The sequence below is a fragment of the Pseudomonas sp. LA5 genome (assembly GCF_028640825.1).
GTDB lineage: Bacteria > Pseudomonadota > Gammaproteobacteria > Pseudomonadales > Pseudomonadaceae > Chryseomonas > Chryseomonas aestiva.
Map to the genome: position 1 here is coordinate 19,853 of NZ_JAQYZY010000039.1, position 12,943 is coordinate 32,795.

Genomic DNA, 12,943 nt, shown 5'->3' on the forward strand with positions numbered 1-12,943 from the left:
CATGTACATCTACCGGCTGGTCCTGCTCCTCGTGGTAGGCATCTATCTGTTCTCCCCCGCCATCATGGATTGGTGGATCGCTCCCAGCGGCGCCTGGTATCGGCCCTACCTGCTGTGGCTCATTCTCATCGTGGTGACCTTCATCCTGCAGAGCCAGCGCGATGCCGACGAGCTTTAGTCTGTCCCAACTGGTCCTGATCAGCGCCGGTTACCTGCTGATCTTCTTTGGCGTCGCCTGGATGACCGAGAAGGGCTGGGTGCCGCGCCGGCTGGTGCGCCATCCGCTGATCTACACCCTGTCGCTGGGTGTCTATGCCAGCGCCTGGGCCTTCTATGGCACCGTGGGCCTGGCCTACGACTACGGCTACGGTTTTCTCGCCTATTACCTGGGGCTGTGCGGCGCCTTTCTGCTGGCGCCGGTATTGCTCTACCCCATCCTGCGCCTGACCCGTGCCTACCAGCTGGCGTCCCTGGCCGATCTCTTCGCCTTCCGCTTCCGCAGCACCTGGGCCGGCGCCCTGACCAGTCTGGGCATGCTGATCGCTGTGCTGCCACTGCTGGCGCTGCAGATCCAGGCGGTGGCCACCAGCACCGGCATCCTGGTGCAGGCCCGCGCCCAGGACGCCCCGGCGCTGGGCTTCTGCCTGTTGATCACCCTGTTCGCCATGCTCTTCGGCGCGCGCCAGATCAACTCCAAGGAGCGCCACGAGGGCCTGGTGGTGGCCATCGCCTTCGAATCCCTGGTCAAGCTGCTGGCCCTGGGCATCGTCGGCGGCGTCACCCTCTATACCGTGTTCGGCGGCCCCAACGGCCTGGAGACCTGGCTGCAGCAGAACCAGAGCGCCCTCTCCACCCTGCACACCCCGCTGCAGGAAGGCCCCTGGCGGATCCTGCTGCTGGTGTTCTTCGCTGCGGCCATCGTCACCCCGCACATGTACCACATGGCCTTTACCGAGAATCTCAGTCCCCAGGCGCTGGTCAGCGCCAGCTGGGGCCTGCCGCTGTTCCTGCTGCTGATCAGCCTGGCAGTACCGCCGATTCTCTGGGGTGGCCTGGCGCTGGGTTCGCCGACGCCGCCGGAGTACTTCACCCTGGGCGTGGGCCTGGCGCTGGACAATCCGCTGCTGGCGCTGGTGGCCTTCGTCGGCGGCCTGTCGGCGGCCAGCGGCCTGATCATCGTGGTGACCATGGCGCTGTCGGGCATGCTGCTCAACCACATCGTGCTGCCGCTCTACCAGCCGCCCACCGACGGCAACATCTATCGCTGGCTGCGCATGACCCGGCGCCTGCTGATCGCCGCCATCATCCTCGGCAGCTACGGCTTCTATCGCCTGCTGCAGGGCCATGGCGATCTCTCCAGCCTGGGCATCGTCTCCTTTGTCGCCACCGTGCAGTTCCTGCCCGGCGCGCTGTCGGTGCTCTACTGGCAGACGGCCAATCGCAAGGGCTTCATCGCCGGCCTGCTATGCGGCCTGGGCCTGTGGTTCCTGAGCATGCTCATGCCGCTGGTGGCCGACATCAATCCGCTGCACATCGGCGTCTTCAGCTATCGCATCAGCGCCAGCAACTGGCACCTCGCCGCCGTGGCCTCGCTGACCGTCAACGTGCTGGTGTTCGCCCTGGTCTCGCTGTTCACCGAAGCCAGCGAAGAAGAGAAGAGCGCCGCCGAGGCCTGCGCGGTGGACAACGTCCGCCGGCCGCAGCGCCGCGAACTGGCGGCCAGCTCGCCCCAGGACTTCGCGGCCCAGCTGGCCAAGCCGCTGGGCGCCAAGACCGCGCAAAAGGAAGTCGAGCGCGCCCTGGCCGACCTGCTGCTGCCCTATGACGAACGCCGCCCCTATGCCCTGCGCCGGCTGCGCGATCGCATCGAGGCCAACCTCTCGGGCCTGATGGGCCCGCGGGTCGCCCAGGACATCGTCGAGACCTTTCTGCCGTTCAAGGCGGAAAGCGAGGCCTATGCCACCGAAGACATCCACTTCATCGAGAATCGCCTGGAAGACTACCAGTCGCGCCTGACCGGTCTCGCCGCCGAGCTGGACGCCCTGCGCCGCTATCACCGCCAGACCTTGCAGGAGTTGCCCATGGGCGTCTGCTCCCTGGCCCGGGACCGCGAGATCCTCATGTGGAACCGCGCCATGGAAGAACTCACCGGCATCGATGGCGCCCGGGTAGTGGGCTCGCGCCTGAGCGCCCTGCCCGATCCCTGGCAGGACCTGTTCGAGCGCTTTCTCGCCGAACCGGCGCAGCAGCACCTCTACAAGCAGCGCCTGCCCCAGGAACACGAGCAGCGCTGGCTCAACCTGCACAAGGCGACCATCGACGAACCCCTGGCGGTGGGCAGCAACGGCACGGTGCTGGTGGTGGAAGACATCAGCGAGACGCAACTGCTGGAAGACCGCCTGATCCACTCCGAGCGCCTGGCCTCCATCGGCCGGCTGGCCGCGGGCGTCGCCCACGAGATCGGCAACCCGGTCACCGGCATCGCCTGCCTGGCGCAGAATCTGCGCGAGGAGCGCGAGGCGGACGAAGAGATCGACGAGATCAGCAGCCAGATCATCGAGCAGACCCGCCGCATCACCCGCATCGTCCAGTCGCTGATGAGTTTCGCCCACGCCGGCGGCCGCCAGCAGGCCCACGAACCGGTGTGCGTGGCCGAGGCGGCGCAGGAGGCCATCGCCCTGCTCTCGCTCAATCGGCAGAGCGTGGACGTCGACTTCTTCAATCTCTGCGACCCGGAACACCTGGTGCAGGGCGATCCCCAGCGCCTGGTGCAGGTGATGATCAACCTGCTGTCCAACGCCCGCGACGCCTCGCCGGCCGGCGCGCCGATTCGGGTGCGCAGCGAGGCCCATGGCCAGACCGTGACCCTGAGCGTCGAAGACGAAGGCAGCGGCATTCCCAAGGCCATCGTCAGTCGGCTGTTCGAACCCTTCTTCACCACCAAGGATCCGGGCAAGGGGACAGGGCTTGGCTTGGCGCTGGTCTATTCCATCGTAGAAGAGCATTATGGTCAGATAATGATCGATAGTCCTACCGACCCCGTGACCGGCCAGGGCACCCGCATTCGGGTACTGCTGCCGCGCTATCTCGGGTTGCCGGAGGCGCCGTGACGGACCCATCCGCCTGCTGGATGGATCTGCTAAAGCATTCGGAAGTCCAGACGACCGCGACAACACACGCTGCCTGGCGTGGGTCGTCTTGCCTTCCCGTAAGAGAGCGCACTTGATGGCCCATATCCTGATTGTCGAAGACGAGAAGATCATCCGTTCGGCGCTGCGCCGCCTGCTCGAGCGCAACCAGTTCCGCGTCAGCGAAGCCGGCTCCGTCCAGGAAGCCCAGGATCTCTACGACGTTTCCAGCTTCGATCTCGTCATCAGCGATCTGCGCCTGCCCGGCGCCCCGGGTACCGAGATGATCGATCTCGCCAAGGGCAAGCCGGTGCTGATCATGACCAGCTACGCCAGCCTTCGCTCGGCAGTCGATTCCATGAAGCAGGGTGCGGTGGACTACATAGCCAAGCCCTTCGATCACGACGAGATGCTGCAGGCCGTGGCGCGCATCCTGGTGGAACGCGAGCAGCGCCCGCCGATGGTCGCCGAGGAAAGCGTCACGCCGGCGCCGGCCACCGGCGAGATCGGCATCATCGGCAACTGCGCGCCGATGCAGGACCTCTTCGGCAAGATCCGCAAGGTCGCGCCCACCGATTCCACCGTGCTGATCCAGGGTGAATCCGGTACCGGCAAGGAACTGGTGGCGCGGGCACTGCACAATCTGTCGCGGCGGGCCAAGGCGCCGCTGATCTCGGTCAACTGCGCGGCCATTCCCGAGACCCTGATCGAATCCGAACTCTTCGGCCACGAGAAGGGCGCCTTCACCGGCGCCAGTGCCAGCCGTACCGGCCTGGTGGAAGCGGCTGATGGCGGCACCCTGTTTCTCGACGAGATCGGCGAATTGCCGCTGGAAGCTCAGGCACGCCTCTTGCGCGTGCTGCAGGAAGGCGAGATTCGCCGGGTCGGCTCGGTGCAGTCGCAAAAGGTCGATGTTCGCCTGATCGCCGCGACCCACCGGGATCTCAAGGGCCTGGCCAAGATCGGCCAGTTTCGCGAAGACCTCTTCTATCGCCTCAATGTCATCTCCCTGCGTCTGCCCGCCCTGCGCGAACGCGGCGGCGACGTCATGGAGATCGCCCGGGTGTTCCTCGCTCGCCAGTCGGCGCGCATGAGTCGTCCAGGCCTGAAGCTCGGCGCCGAGGCCGAGGCCGCCATTCGCCACTACAGCTGGCCGGGCAACGTGCGCGAACTGGAGAACGCCATCGAGCGCTCGGTGATTCTCAGCGAAGGCCAGGAAATCAATGCCGATCAGTTGGGCATCGACGTCGAGCTCGGCGAACTGGAGCTGGCCGACAGCTACCTGGATCCGCTGCCCAGCTCGGGACTGGGTAACGGCAATGGCGCCCACGAACCCACCGAGGACCTGTCGCTGGAAGACTACTTCCAGCACTTCGTGCTCGAGCATCAGGACCACATGACCGAGACCGAGCTGGCGCGCAAGCTGGGCGTCAGCCGCAAGTGCCTGTGGGAACGTCGTCAGCGCCTGGGCATCCCGCGGCGCAAGGCCAGCGCCAGCAGCGACGCCTCCTGATCCATACCGGGACGTGACAGCCCTGCACGTCCCGCGGTAACACCTCTCCAGTCTCTCCCCCATCCTTTGCAATGTGTTACCGCCGTAACAGCCGGCGGGTTCAGCGGTAACGAAAATTTGCCTGTAGCCCCTGAGCAAAAAGGCTACATTTTTCGCAAATCATTGAAAATAAAGGATTTTATAAAACTGGCACGGCATCTGCTTTATGTTCTCGTACAAGAACAATAAGAACGTACCCCAGCCATAACAAAAACAAGACGTAGCGACTCCAGCACAACAAGAACAAGCAGGCGGAGGCGTAGCTAACTGATCATTTTGGAGAAGAGTCGTCTAACGGGATGGTCCGCGCGATGTCAGGCCAGAGAACAACAAAACTGCCCCGAGGCAGCACCCGTACCAGGCAGAGCAGGAATGATCCTGACGGCATCAGCTTCCAAAGTAATCCGTTTGCTCTTGGCTCTAGACTTCAGAGCCTTTCCGGCGGCAGGTAACCGCACGGAACAGACCACACAAGAAAAACAAGAGGTCTGGATAAACAATAAAAACAAAGCACGTACCACTTTGGGGGGGAGCTTCGGCTCCCCCAGTGCCTTTGACAGCCTCCCCTCCCTCGTTCAAGATCCCCTCCTTATCTATTGCGCAACGGTTCCCGCTGTGGGCCAGATTGCGTATAGCCGTCTCTCCGAACAGAAACTCGCATGCTGAAGAAGCTCATCCAGACTCTGCGCTCGCCCCTGCGGCGTACTCCGCCCGCGCCTGCCTTGCCCATCGAACTGCCCCGCAGTCAGCATGCTCTGGAACGAGAGCGCATCAGCCGCTACGCCCTGAGCGTCGTCGAGCGGCTGGAAAAGGCGGGTTATCAGGCCTACCTGGTGGGCGGTTGCGTCCGGGACCTGCTGCTGGGCTTCGAGCCCAAGGACTTCGATGTCGCCACCAGTGCCACGCCCGAACAGGTGCGGGCCGAATTCCGCAATGCACGGGTCATCGGTCGGCGTTTCAAGCTGGTCCACGTGCATTTCGGCCGCGAGATCATCGAGGTCGCGACCTTCCGCGCCAACCATCCCACCGGCGATGCCGAGGACGAGGCCCAGGGCTCGCGCCATGAAAGCGGCCGGATCCTGCGCGACAACATCTATGGCAACCAGGAACAGGATGCCCAGCGGCGCGACTTCACCATCAACGCGCTCTACTACGACGCCAGCGGCGAACGCATCCTCGACTATGCCAATGGCACCCAGGACATCCGCCTGCGGCAGATCCGCCTGATCGGCGATCCGGAGCAGCGCTACCAGGAAGACCCGGTGCGGATGCTGCGCGCCGTGCGCTTCGCCGCCAAGCTGGACTTCCAGATCGAGACCGCTACCGCCGAGCCCATCAGTCGTCTGGCGCCACTGCTGCGGGACATTCCCGCACCGCGCCTGTTCGACGAGGTCATCAAGCTGCTGCTCGGCGGCAAGGCCGAACGTACCTTCGAGCTGCTCTGCCAGTACGGCCTGTTCGCCCCGCTGTTCCCGGCCAGCGGCGAAGCCCTGGAACGCGACCCGGAATACGCCGGCAGCCTGATTCGCCAGGCCCTGGCCAATACCGATACCCGCATCCGTGAAGGCAAGCCGGTCACTCCGGCCTTCCTGTTCGCCGCCCTGCTCTGGCCGGCCCTGCCCGAGCGTGTCCGGCATCACCAGGACCTCGGTCTGGCGCCGATTCCGGCCATGCAGGAAGCCGCCCACGACCTCACCGCGCAGCAGTGCCAACGCACCGCCGTCCCCAAGCGCTTCACCCTGCCGATGCGCGAGATCTGGGACATGCAGGAACGCCTGCCGCGCCGTCAGGGCAAGCGCGCCGATCAACTGCTGGAAAATCCGCGCTTCCGTGCCGGCTACGATTTTCTCCTGCTGCGCGAGAGCGCGGGCGAAGAGACCGGCGGCCTGGGCGACTGGTGGACGCGCTACCAGGAGGTCGGTGACAGCCAGCGGCGCGAGATGATCAAGAACCTCAGCCGGGACGAAGGCGCGCCGGCCAAGCGTCGCCGCCGGGGCGGCAGCAGTCGCAAGCGGCGCACCTCGGATGCGCCCACCGCCGGCGACGAATGATGGAACGGGTCTATCTCGGCCTGGGCAGTAACCTGGCCGAGCCACGGCGGCAGCTGGACGCCGCCCTGGAGGCCCTGGACAGCCTGCCCGAGAGTCGGCTGGTGGCGGTCTCCGCCTTCTATGCCAGCGACCCCCTGGGTCCGCCCGACCAGCCGCGCTACGTCAATGCCGTCGCCGCGCTGGATACCGCCCTCGCCCCCCTGGCGCTGCTCGACGCCACCCAGGCCATCGAGCAGCAGCAGGGCCGCGTGCGCAAGGACGAACGCTGGGGTCCGCGCACCCTGGACATCGACATCCTGCTGTTCGGCGAACGGCTGATCGACGAGCCACGCCTGCAGGTGCCGCACTATCACCTCCAGGCCCGCGCCTTCGTGCTCTATCCGCTGGCCGAGCTGGCCCCCTCTCTGCATCTGCCCGACGGCCGCCGCTTGCCGGACCTGCTGTCCGCCTGTCCTTTCGAAGGCCTGGAACGGCTGCTACCGTCCTCACCCAGCCGGTAACACAGCCGTAACACCGAGCATTGACTTGTGCCGGACGCGCCGGGACTATAGCAGCCGTTTGCGCGCGGCAACCCCGCGCCTGCGGCGCCCAGACAACAACCATAGCGCCGTCCCACGAGGACCCCTTGCATGCCTGATATCAGCCTCACGACCCTTCAGGGGCTCAAGCAGCGCGGCGAAAAGATCGCCATGCTGACCGCCTACGATGCCACCTTCGCCCAGGCCGCCAGTCAGGCCGGCGTGGAGATGCTGCTGATCGGCGATTCCCTCGGCATGGTGCTGCAGGGTCACGACAGCACCCTGCCGGTGACCCTCGACGACATGGTCTACCACACCGCCTGCGTCAAGCGCGGCCATGCGGGTGCCTTCATCGTCGCCGACCTGTCGTTCATGACCTATGCCACCCTGGAGCAGACCCTGACCAGCGCCGGTCGCCTGATGCAGGCGGGCGCGCAGATGGTCAAGCTCGAGGGCGATGCCTGGCTGGCCGAGCCGATTCGCCGCCTGGCCGCCAATGGCGTGCCGGTCTGCGCCCACCTGGGCCTGACGCCCCAGTCGGTCAACGTCTTCGGTGGCTTCAAGGTGCAGGGCCGCGATCCGCTCCGCGCGCAGCAGCTGCGCGAGGCCGCGCGCGAGCTGGAAGAAGCCGGCGCGGCCATGCTGCTGCTGGAATGCGTGCCCTCGGCGCTGGCCGAGGAAATCACCCGGGCCGCCCGGGTGCCGGTGATCGGCATCGGCGCCGGTGCCGCCACCGATGGCCAGGTGCTGGTGCTGCACGACATGCTCGGTCTGGCCCTGCGCGGGCGCACGCCGAAATTCGTCCGCAACTTCATGGCCGGTCAGGACAGCATCCAGGCTGCCCTGGCGGCCTACGTCGCCGCCGTCAAGGACGGCAGCTTTCCCGCTCCCGAACACGGATTCTCCGCATGAAAACGGTCCATAGCGTCCGCGAACTGCGCGCCGCCGTCGCCGCCGCGCGCCGCCAGGGCCTGCGCATCGGCCTGGTGCCCACCATGGGCAATCTGCACGCCGGCCATATCGCGCTGGTGGAGACTGCCCGGCGTCACGCCGACTTCGTGGTGGCGAGCATCTTCGTCAATCCGTTGCAGTTCGGCCCCGGCGAGGATCTGGACACCTATCCCCGCACCCTGGCGGAAGACAGCCGCCAGTTGAACGAAGCCCATTGCGATCTGCTGTTCGCACCGGCGGTGGCGGAGATGTATCCCAGCGGCATGGACGGCCTGGCTCGGGTAAACGTCCCCCAGGTCTCGGAAGGCCTCTGCGGCGCACGCCGGCCCGGGCATTTCGAGGGCGTGGCGACGGTGGTCACCAAGCTGTTCCAGATGGCGCAACCGGACGTGGCGGTGTTTGGCGAAAAGGACTATCAGCAGCTGGCGGTGATCCGCAAGCTGGTCCAGGACCTGGACATGCCCATCGAGATCGTCGCCCAGCCCACGGTGCGGGCCACCGACGGCCTGGCGCTGTCGTCCCGCAATGGCTATCTCGATGACGGCCAGCGCGCCAGTGCGCCCTGCCTGTACAGCCTGCTCAGGCGGCTCGCCGATCAGCTCGCCGCCGGCGCCGCGGTGGAGGCCACCCTGGCCGCCGGTGTCGCCGAACTGCAAGCTCAGGGGCTTAAGGTGGACTACCTGGAACTGCGTGAGCAGCTGAGTCTGCAACCGGCCGGGCCGGACACCTCGGCACTGGTCCTGCTGGTGGCGGCCTACCTCGGCCAGACCCGCCTGATCGACAACCTGAGCTTTCGCCGCAGGGCCCGAGTGTGACGCAACCGAAGGTTAGCTCACCCGACCCTGACTGAACCCTGGAAGCCCGGAACATACCGGGCTTTTTCATGCTCGAAGCGCGGCGCCACGACCGGCGTCTCGCGGTCACCGACTTTCTCTTGCAAGCCAGCGGCTTGTGGGGCACAACAGCAAACAAGAGCCACCAAGGAAAAGCCTACCCATGGAGTACTATCAACATCCCCTCGACGTGACCCAGCTCGCCTCCTGGAAAGCGCTGCAAGAGCACCGCAAGGCCATGCAGAACTTTCGCATGCGCGACGCCTTCGCCGCCGACCCGCAGCGGTTCACGCAGTTCTCCCTGAACACCAGTGGTCTGTTCCTCGACTATTCCAAGAATCTCATCACCGAGCAGACCCGTGAGCTGCTGGTGAACCTGGCTCGCGAAGCGGGCCTGGAAGGCGCCATCCACACCCTGTTCGACGGCGCCTACGTCAACTCCTCCGAACACCGCCCCGCCCTGCACACCGCCCTGCGCCGCCCGGTGGGCGACAGCGTCCAGATCGACGGCCAGGACATCATGCCCGAGGTGCACCGGGTCCTGAACCAGATGACCCAGCTGGTCACCCGCATCCACAACGGCCTCTGGCGCGGCTACACCGAGAAGCCGATCACCGATGTGGTCAACATCGGCATCGGTGGCTCCTTCCTCGGTCCGCAACTGGTCTCCGAGGCGCTGGTGCCCTTCACCCAGCGCGGCGTGCGTTGCCACTACCTGGCCAACATCGATGGCAGCGAATTCCGCGAGGTGACCTCCAAGCTCGCCGCCGACACCACCCTGTTCATCGTCTCCTCCAAGTCCTTCGGCACCCTGGAGACCCTGAAGAACGCCCAGGCCGCCCGCGCCTGGTGCCTGGCCCAGGGCTGCCCGGAGCCGGAGCTGCACAAGCACTTCATTGCCGTCTCCAGCAACGTCAAGGTGGCGGTGGAATTCGGCATCGCCGAAGAGAACATCTTCCCCATGTGGGACTGGGTCGGCGGCCGCTATTCGCTGTGGTCGGCGATCGGCCTGCCCATCGCCCTGGCCATCGGCATGTCCAATTTCAAGGACCTGCTGGCCGGCGCCTATGCCATGGACCAGCACTTCACCAGCGCCCCCTTCGAAGAGAACATGCCGGTGCTGCTGGGCCTGCTGGGAGTCTGGTACGGCAATTTCTGGGGCGCGACCAGTCATGCCATCCTGCCCTACGACCACCACCTGCGTAACTTCGTGAAGCACCTGCAGCAGCTGGACATGGAGTCCAACGGCAAGAGCGTGCGTCAGGACGGCTCGCCGGTGAGCGTCGAGACCGGCCCGGTGATCTGGGGCGGCGTCGGCTGCAACGGTCAGCACGCCTACCACCAGCTCTTGCACCAGGGCACCCAGCTGATCCCCGGCGACTTCATCGTGCCGGTGGTGAGCCACAACCCGGTGGCCGATCATCAGCAGTGGCTCTATGCCAACTGCCTGTCGCAGAGCCAGGCGCTGATGCTGGGCAAGACCCGCGAAGAAGCCGAGGTCGAACTGCGCGAGAAGGGTCTGGGCGAAGCCGAGATCGCCAAGCTGGCGCCGCACAAGGTGATCCCGGGCAACCGCCCGAGCAACACCCTGGTGCTGGAGCGCATCTCGCCACGGCGCCTGGGGGCGCTGGTGGCCCTGTACGAGCACAAGGTGTTCGTGCAGAGCGTCATCTGGGGCATCAACTGCTTCGACCAGTGGGGCGTCGAGCTGGGCAAGGAGCTGGGCAAGGACGTCTACCAGCACATCATCGGCCGCAGCGAAGGCAAGGCCGACGATGGTTCGACCCAGGGCCTGATCGACTACTTCCGCGGTCGTCACCGCGGCTGATCGATCAAGGTCCGCTCGGAAAAGCGCCGCTCTGCGGCGCTTTTTTCGTTTTATCGCCTCGCTGAACCCCGGCAGGCCATCCGCGGCCTAAACTGGGAGCACAACAACACCAAGAAGGAGCCGGCCATGAGCCAACGCTATCCCGTGCCCGAGAGCCTGACTGCCCGCACCCACCTCGACGAAGCCCGTTATCGCGAGCTCTACCAGCGCTCGGTGGAACAGCCGGAGCGCTTCTGGAGCGAACAGGCCAGCGCGCTGCTCGACTGGTCGCGCACCTGGGACGAAGTCCATAGCGGCGATATGCGCCAGGGCCAGACCCGCTGGTTCAGCGGCGGCCAGCTCAACGTCGCCTACAACTGCATCGATCGCCACCTCGCCGCACGCGGCGATCAGACTGCCATCCTCTGGGAAGGCGACGACCCCGCCGACAGTCAGGCCATTAGCTATCGCCAGTTGCACGAGCACGTCAGCCGCCTGGCCAATGTGCTCAAGGATCGCGGGGTCGGGAAAGGCGACCGCGTCTGTCTCTATATGCCGATGATTCCCGAGGCGGCCTACGCCATGCTCGCCTGCGCGCGCATCGGCGCGGTGCATTCGGTGGTATTCGGCGGCTTCTCGCCCGAGGCGCTGCGCGACCGCATCCTCGATGCCGACTGCCGGGTGGTGATCACTGCCGACGAGGGTGTGCGCGGCGGCAAGCGTGTCCCGCTCAAGGCCAATGTCGACAAGGCCCTGGCCAAATGCCCGGAGGTCCACACCGTGGTCATGGTCGAACGCACCGGCGCCGCCGTGGCCCGCCAGGAGGGACGCGACCTGCCCTACGCCCAGGCGGTGGCCGCTGCTTCGCCCGACTGCCCGGCGGAGCCCATGGACGCCGAGGACCCGCTGTTCATCCTCTATACCTCAGGTTCCACCGGCAAACCCAAGGGCGTGCTGCACACCACCGGGGGCTATCTGCTGGGCGCCACCCTGAGCTTCAAGTACCTCTTCGACTACCACGAGGGTCAGGTCTTCTGGTGCACCGCCGACGTTGGCTGGGTCACCGGCCACAGCTACATCGTCTATGGCCCCCTGGCCAATGGCGCCACCACCCTGATGTTCGAAGGCGTCCCGAGCTATCCCGATGCCAGTCGCCTCTGGCAGGTGGTGGACAAGCACCAGGTCAACATCTTCTATACCGCCCCCACGGCCCTGCGCGCCCTGATGCGCGAAGGCGACGGGCCGGTACAGCGTACCTCGCGCAAGAGCCTGCAGCTGCTGGGCAGCGTCGGCGAGCCGATCAATCCCGAGGCCTGGGAGTGGTATCACCGGGTGGTGGGCGAAGGGCGCTGCCCCATCGTCGACACCTGGTGGCAGACCGAGACCGGCAGCATCCTCATCGCTCCGCCACCCGGCGCCCTGGCGCTGAAACCGGGTTCGGCCACCCTGCCCTTCTTTGGCGTCCAGCCGGTGCTGCTGGACGAGCAGGGCAAGGAGATCGACGGCCCTGGCAGCGGCGTACTGGCGATCAAGTCCAGCTGGCCGAGCCAGATTCGTACCGTCTATGGCGACCACCAGCGCCTGATCGACACCTATTTCAGCGCCTATCCGGGTTACTACTTCACTGGCGACGGCGCACGGCGGGACGAAGACGGCTACTACTGGATCACCGGGCGGGTGGACGACGTGCTCAACGTGTCCGGTCACCGCATCGGCACCGCCGAGGTGGAGAGCGTGCTGACCGAACATGCAGACGTGGCCGAGGCCGCCGTGGTGGGCTGCCCCCACGAGGTCAAGGGTCAGGCGGTCTATGCCTTCGTCACCACCAAGGGCGGGGTGACCCCGAGCGACGAACTCAAGGCCCGCCTGCGCCAGCAGGTGGCCGACGAAATCGGCAGCTTCGCCAAGCCGGAATTCCTGCAGTGGGCACCCGCCCTGCCCAAGACCCGCTCCGGCAAGATCATGAGGCGCATCCTGCGCAAGATCGCCTGCGACGAACTGGACAGCCTGGGCGATACCTCGACCCTGGCCGATCCTTCGGTGGTCGACAGCCTGATCGACGCCCGCCTCAATCGCGCGCCCCAAAACTGAACGCCGGCCCAA

Annotated in this window: 9 protein-coding genes; all 9 read left to right on the plus strand. The window is 65.9% G+C overall.

The annotated features are described in order from the left end of the window. The first annotated feature begins 1 nt into the window (after position 1). The 9 genes from PVZ72_RS14955 to acs all read left to right on the plus strand — a co-directional run bounded on the left by PVZ72_RS14955 (position 2) and on the right by acs (position 12,931). Complete coding sequence (locus tag PVZ72_RS14955; RefSeq protein ID WP_007159707.1) at positions 2 to 178, plus strand: hypothetical protein; 177 nt, start codon at positions 2 to 4, stop codon at positions 176 to 178. After that, the gene (locus PVZ72_RS14960; RefSeq protein WP_133861921.1) at positions 162 to 3,110 is read left to right on the plus strand and encodes a sensor histidine kinase; all 2,949 of its coding nucleotides are present in this window, start codon (positions 162 to 164) and stop codon (positions 3,108 to 3,110) included. The genes PVZ72_RS14955 and PVZ72_RS14960 overlap by 17 nt, the downstream gene beginning before the upstream one ends. A gap of 115 nt (positions 3,111 to 3,225) precedes the next feature. Continuing rightward, positions 3,226 to 4,641, plus strand: a complete 1,416-nt coding sequence (locus PVZ72_RS14965) for a sigma-54-dependent transcriptional regulator (protein ID WP_133861922.1) — start codon at positions 3,226 to 3,228, stop codon at positions 4,639 to 4,641. 698 nt (positions 4,642 to 5,339) lie between these two features. Continuing rightward, complete coding sequence (locus tag PVZ72_RS14970; RefSeq protein ID WP_273862358.1) at positions 5,340 to 6,731, plus strand: polynucleotide adenylyltransferase PcnB; 1,392 nt, start codon at positions 5,340 to 5,342, stop codon at positions 6,729 to 6,731. Next, entirely contained in the window at positions 6,728 to 7,231 is a 504-nt protein-coding gene (folK, locus tag PVZ72_RS14975) for a 2-amino-4-hydroxy-6-hydroxymethyldihydropteridine diphosphokinase (protein WP_187980486.1), read from the plus strand. Before PVZ72_RS14970 ends, folK begins: the two co-directional genes overlap by 4 nt. Before the next feature lie 129 nt (positions 7,232 to 7,360). Next, the gene (gene panB, locus PVZ72_RS14980; protein ID WP_273862359.1) at positions 7,361 to 8,161 is read left to right on the plus strand and encodes a 3-methyl-2-oxobutanoate hydroxymethyltransferase; all 801 of its coding nucleotides are present in this window, start codon (positions 7,361 to 7,363) and stop codon (positions 8,159 to 8,161) included. Beyond that, positions 8,158 to 9,015: a pantoate--beta-alanine ligase gene (panC, locus tag PVZ72_RS14985; protein ID WP_187980488.1), complete on the plus strand. Its 858-nt coding sequence runs from the start codon at positions 8,158 to 8,160 to the stop codon at positions 9,013 to 9,015. The genes panB and panC overlap by 4 nt, the downstream gene beginning before the upstream one ends. A gap of 181 nt (positions 9,016 to 9,196) precedes the next feature. Next, positions 9,197 to 10,861 (plus strand): glucose-6-phosphate isomerase, encoded by a 1,665-nt coding sequence (pgi, locus tag PVZ72_RS14990; protein ID WP_133861927.1) that lies wholly within the window; start codon positions 9,197 to 9,199, stop codon positions 10,859 to 10,861. A 126-nt stretch (positions 10,862 to 10,987) separates the two neighbouring features. Then, on the plus strand, positions 10,988 to 12,931 hold the full coding sequence (acs, locus tag PVZ72_RS14995) for an acetate--CoA ligase (protein WP_273862360.1): 1,944 nt from the start codon (positions 10,988 to 10,990) through the stop codon (positions 12,929 to 12,931). Positions 12,932 to 12,943 lie beyond the last annotated feature (12 nt).

Coding starts and splice junctions, on each gene's coding strand:
- PVZ72_RS14955 (WP_007159707.1), top strand. CDS start 2: ATGTACATCTACCGGCTGGTCCTGCTCCTCGTGGTAGGCATCTATCTG.
- PVZ72_RS14960 (WP_133861921.1), top strand. CDS start 162: ATGCCGACGAGCTTTAGTCTGTCCCAACTGGTCCTGATCAGCGCCGGT.
- PVZ72_RS14965 (WP_133861922.1), top strand. CDS start 3,226: ATGGCCCATATCCTGATTGTCGAAGACGAGAAGATCATCCGTTCGGCG.
- PVZ72_RS14970 (WP_273862358.1), top strand. CDS start 5,340: ATGCTGAAGAAGCTCATCCAGACTCTGCGCTCGCCCCTGCGGCGTACT.
- folK (WP_187980486.1), top strand. CDS start 6,728: ATGATGGAACGGGTCTATCTCGGCCTGGGCAGTAACCTGGCCGAGCCA.
- panB (WP_273862359.1), top strand. CDS start 7,361: ATGCCTGATATCAGCCTCACGACCCTTCAGGGGCTCAAGCAGCGCGGC.
- panC (WP_187980488.1), top strand. CDS start 8,158: ATGAAAACGGTCCATAGCGTCCGCGAACTGCGCGCCGCCGTCGCCGCC.
- pgi (WP_133861927.1), top strand. CDS start 9,197: ATGGAGTACTATCAACATCCCCTCGACGTGACCCAGCTCGCCTCCTGG.
- acs (WP_273862360.1), top strand. CDS start 10,988: ATGAGCCAACGCTATCCCGTGCCCGAGAGCCTGACTGCCCGCACCCAC.